Here is a 4701-nt window from a genome sequence, read left to right as displayed (position 1 = left end):
GTCTTGGCTCAGCCGCGCTTGGCGTCGATCGAATAGGCACCGGCGCCCGAGGAAGCCAGCACGAGGAAGCCGCCCGCAATGGCGAGGTTCTTGAGAAACTGGATCATCTGCATCTGGTCGGCCCAACCGGTATGGGCGACCAAACCGGTAGCGACCGTGAAGACCGCCAGCACCCAGGCGACAATCCGGGTCTTGAAGCCGACGAGGATGGCGAGGCCGCCGAGAAGCTCGATCAGGCCGACGACAGTGGCCGTTACGGTCGGCAAGGGCAGGCCGAGGCTGCCGAAATAGCCGGCCGTGCCGGTGAGGGCGGTCAGCTTGCCGTAGCCTGACAGCAGGAAGATGACCGCAAGCAGGACGCGGCCGAGGAGGATGGTGGTCGAGGCATTGGATGCGCCGGAACCGGCGACTGAAATGTTGGTGGACATGGTGGCTCTCCGGGATGGGTTGATGCCGGGGAGATAGAGCAAACCGACTGTTCACCAAAGCCACCAGACTGGCGACACATTGTTCACAGTGCTTACGTTTCCGTGATCGGGCGGCCTGCGCAAAATTCGCTTCGGGTGAGGTCGTGACGGGAGTAAATTCTCCCCTCACGAAACACCGGGCTTTTGGTTGACGCAATTCCGGACCGAAAACCGCAGACACTTTTCCTGGAATTGCCTACCCCGGATGCGTCATATCCTCCGGCCGCACCAGGCGGTCGTAATCGGCTTCGCTGACCAGCCCGGTGGCGAGCGCTTCCTCGCGCAAAGTGGTGCCCTTCTTGTGCGCGGTCTTGGCGATCTTGGCGGCATTGTCGTAGCCGATGGTCGGCGCCAGCGCCGTCACCAGCATCAGCGATCGGTCGAGTGCCGCCTTGATGTTGTCTTCGCGGGCCTCGATGCCGACGACGCAATTGTCGGTGAAGGAGACCGACGCGTCGCAGAGCAACTGCACCGACTGCAGGAAGTTGTAGGCCATCAGCGGATTGTAGACATTGAGCTCGAAATGACCCTGGCTGCCGGCGAAGGTGAGCGCCGCATTGTTGCCGAACACCTGTACGCAGACCTGCGTCAGCGCCTCGCACTGGGTCGGGTTGACCTTGCCCGGCATGATCGACGAGCCCGGTTCGTTTTCCGGCAGCGACAGTTCGCCAAGGCCCGAGCGCGGGCCTGAGCCGAGGAAGCGGATGTCGTTGGCGATCTTGAACAGCGCGGCGGCCGCCGCATTGATGGCGCCGTGCGAAAACACCATGGAATCATGGGCCGCCAGCGCCTCGAACTTGTTCGGCGCGGTGACGAAGGCGATGCCGGTGATGGAGGCGATGCGATCCGCGACCCTTTCGGCGAAGCCGACCGGCGCGTTGAGGCCCGTGCCGACGGCGGTGCCGCCCTGCGCCAGTTCCTGCAAGCCGGGCAACGTCAGCTCGATGCGCTTGATCGACGAAGCGACCTGCGCGGCATAGCCCGAAAATTCCTGGCCAAGCGTAAGGGGGGTGGCATCCTGCGTGTGCGTGCGGCCGATCTTGATGATGTGATTGAACTCTCTGCTCTTGGCGGCGAGCGCCTTGTGCAGGTGCTTCAGTGCCGGCAACAGATCGTGCACGATACGTTCGGCGCAGGCGATGTGCATGGCTGTCGGATAGGTGTCGTTCGACGATTGGCTCATATTGACGTGATCGTTGGGATGCACCGGCTTCTTGGAGCCCATGACACCGCCCAGCATCTCAATCGCCCGGTTGGAGATCACCTCATTGGCGTTCATGTTGGACTGGGTGCCCGAACCGGTCTGCCAGACCACCAGCGGGAAATGCTCATCGAGCTTGCCGTCGATGACCTCTTGCGCTGCCTCGACAATCGTCTTGCCGATCGCAGGATCGAGCCGCTTGAGCTCCATGTTGGCTTCGGCCGCCGCCCGCTTGACGATGCCCAATGCGCGCACGATCGACGCCGGCTGCTTTTCCCAGCCGATCTTGAAATTGCCGAGCGAACGCTGCGCCTGCGCGCCCCAATACCGGTCGGCGGCGACTTCGATGGGACCGAACGTGTCGGTTTCGGTTCTGGTCTTTGCAGCGGTCACGGGTCTCTCCTTGTCGAAGTCGGCAACGGCGTATCGCGTTGCACAAACGGCTTCAAGCGGAGAATGCGGGCGGCGAGGATGCAAATCGGTTGAAGGCGCGGCGCGTCTCTCCTTCTCCCACAAAGGGGAGAAGGGAAGGGCTGCGCAGTTTCGGCCTCTCACCCCAGCGGCGGACCGACAATGTCGATGCCGTTTTTTGCGCAAAGCTGCACCAGTGCCGCGATGATTTCCGGTGTTGGTTCCATCAGCGGCGGCAGTTCGGGCTGTTCGGCGGGACGGCTCGCCTGACGCAGCATCGTCTCAAAATCCGAACCGCGCGTGATGGTGAGGGCGCGCGCACCTTCCGGGGATTCGACCCGGTAGGTGTGCGGCAGGCCTTTCGGTGCGATGACGGTTTCGCCGGCGTCCGCAATGCGTTCGTGGCCGTCGATCTGAAAGCGCAATCTCCCCTCCAGGATGTGAAACACTTCGTCTTCCCTGCGATGCACATGCAGCGGCGGCGAGTCGCCATAGGGCATGTGATGCTCGACGACGCAGATGCCGTCCTCTCCTGCCATCGACGAGACGTGGATCGCGACGAGCGTGTTGTTGAACCAGAAGAGTTCCTTGCCTGTGATCGTGCCGGGGGTCATTGTCATGGCGTGTCTGATCCTTCTGTTGCCTGTGCCTGCTGGGCCGATGACGATCTAGCCAGGGATACGCCGACAACGGAAATCGAATGATCGTATGGGGCGAATTGATGCGATGAATTTGAACGCGCTCGACCTCAATCTCATCAAGGTGTTCGACGCCCTTCTGCGGGAGAGAAGCGTTACGCGTGCCGGCGAGCAGATCGGCCTCAGCCAGCCTGCCGTCAGCGCTGCGCTCAATCGCTTGCGACATCTCCTCAACGACCAGCTGTTCGTGCGACGGGGCAATGACATGATGCCGACACCGCGCGCCGAGAGCATGGCCGAGCCGTTGCGCGTGGCGCTTCGCGAGATCGAACGCGTCTTCCATTCGGCCAAGGCGTTCGATCCGGCGGAACTGGAGCGAACCTTCACGTTCATGGGGGCGGATTTCTTTTCCATGATGCTGATGCCAGCGCTGGCGGCACGCATCGCTGGCGCCGCGCCGCGCGCGTCGCTAAGGTTTCTCGATAGCGCGCGCGGCGATGTCTCGCGGCTGCTCCAGGACGATGAAATCGACGTAGCGCTGGAGCGTCCGCTGGAGGTCTCCGACTGGGTCTCAAGCACGCCTCTGTTCCATTCACCATTCGCCATCATCGCCGTGCACGACAACGCTGCGATCAGGCAGGCGGGAATCATGGAAGGCAGGACTCTGCCGATCGACCTCTTCTGCGAACTGCCCCATATTCTTCGTTCTATCGACGGCTCGATGTCGGGCTCCACCGACGAGGCGCTCCGCAAGATCGGGCGAACGCGCCGTGTAAGCCTGACCCTGCCGCACTTTCAGGCTGTCGCATTAGCCGTGGCAAATGGAAACCACCTGTCGGCGGTGCCCAGGCAGTTCGCGGTTTGGGCGGCCGAGACCCTGCCGCTCGTCATCTTTGAACCGCCGCTTCCCATTGCTGTTCCGGAAATCAGGATGTACTGGCACGCGCGCCACGACGACGAGCCACCCCATCGCTGGGTTCGCGATCAGGTCCTGGAGGCGGTAGGCGTACTTGGATTTGTAGAAAGTGGCGTCGCTGAAAATGTCGGCGCTTGGCGTGGCGCCCGGACGGATCAGCCCGCGGTATAACCACCGTCGACGGAGAAGACCCCGCCGCTGGTCCAGGCCGCCTCGTCGCTAGCGAGGTACACTGCGATGCCCGCCAGATCGTCGGGGCGGCCGATTCTGCCAAGCGGATAGCTGCGCTCGACATAGGCTTTCAGCTCGGCCTTTGCCTCGGGCGGCAAATTGTCGACGGTCTTGCGCCGCATGGCGGTGTCGACAGTGCCCGGCGCGATGGCGTTGACGCGGATGCCGCGCGGGCCGAGTTCGAAGGCCAGCGATTTGGTCAGCGAGTTCAACGCGCCCTTTGACAGGGAATAGAGGCTCGACGGCCGCTTCGGGATCATCTTGTTGGCGAAATAGGACGAGATGTTGATCACCGACGCGCCGGCCGCCAGATGCGGCAGCAGACCCTGGGTGAGGAAGAACACCGCCGTCACATTGAGCGCGAAGGATTGCTGGAACTGCGCCTCGCTGACGGTCTCGAACGGCACCAGGAAAGCCACCCCGGCATTGTTGACGAGAATATCGAGCGGCCTACCGGATTCTTTGACGTGCTCGCCGACGGCCGCGATGCCGGCCGAGGTGGCAAGATCGGCCGACAGCGTCTCGATAGTGCCGCCGAGGTGCTTGGCGGCAGTGTCGAGCTTTTTGGTGTCACGGCCGACGATCAGGACGTCCGCGCCCTCGCGCGAAAAGGCCTCGGCGATCGCCAGGCCGATACCGTCCGACCCGCCGGTAACCAGCGCGCGCTTGTTGTGAAGTCTCATCGGATGCTCCGAGATTTCTGCGTCGTCGAGAGCACCGTATAGTGGCGGCCAAGGTCAAGCCGTCAGCCTATCCCACGGTATGAACTTCGACCGCCGCCACCCGGCAGGCCGGCCGAGGCTGGTTTAAGCGCCGGCGGTCGCAAGCTCCCCCAAA

5 protein-coding genes are annotated in these 4701 nt (G+C 62.9%); 1 reads left to right on the top strand and 4 read right to left on the bottom strand.

The window, feature by feature from the left end; translation table 11 throughout:
• Positions 1-8 precede the first annotated feature (8 nt).
• From EN914_RS24755 to EN914_RS24745, 3 genes are all read right to left on the bottom strand, one after another.
• Positions 9-428 carry a DoxX family protein gene (locus tag EN914_RS24755; protein WP_024505709.1) on the bottom strand — a complete coding sequence of 140 codons (420 nt, stop codon included), beginning with the start codon at positions 426-428 and terminating at the stop codon, positions 9-11.
• A gap of 235 nt (positions 429-663) precedes the next feature.
• Positions 664-2061, bottom strand: coding sequence for a class II fumarate hydratase (gene fumC / locus EN914_RS24750; RefSeq protein ID WP_024505710.1), 1398 nt, complete (start codon positions 2059-2061; stop codon positions 664-666).
• Positions 2062-2219: 158 nt separating this feature from the next.
• A complete protein-coding gene (locus EN914_RS24745) occupies positions 2220-2699 on the bottom strand; it encodes a cupin domain-containing protein (RefSeq protein WP_024505711.1) in 480 nt (159 codons plus the stop codon).
• 106 nt (positions 2700-2805) lie between these two features.
• On the opposite strand from EN914_RS24745, the gene EN914_RS24740 reads away from it, so the two are divergent.
• Complete coding sequence (locus tag EN914_RS24740) at positions 2806-3804, top strand: LysR family transcriptional regulator (RefSeq protein ID WP_024505712.1); 999 nt, start codon at positions 2806-2808, stop codon at positions 3802-3804.
• On the opposite strand, the gene EN914_RS24735 is transcribed toward EN914_RS24740, so the two are convergent.
• The gene (locus EN914_RS24735; RefSeq protein ID WP_024505713.1) at positions 3789-4547 is read right to left on the bottom strand and encodes an SDR family NAD(P)-dependent oxidoreductase; all 759 of its coding nucleotides are present in this window, start codon (positions 4545-4547) and stop codon (positions 3789-3791) included. The two genes, EN914_RS24740 and EN914_RS24735, sit on opposite strands and share 16 nt — an antisense overlap.
• Positions 4548-4701: the final 154 nt, after the last annotated feature.

Source organism: Mesorhizobium sp. M7A.F.Ca.CA.001.08.2.1 (genome assembly GCF_003998455.1).
Lineage (GTDB): Bacteria > Pseudomonadota > Alphaproteobacteria > Rhizobiales > Rhizobiaceae > Mesorhizobium > Mesorhizobium ciceri.
The sequence above is the reverse complement of the archived record's forward strand: the minus strand, read 5'-3'. Positions and strand labels throughout refer to the sequence as shown.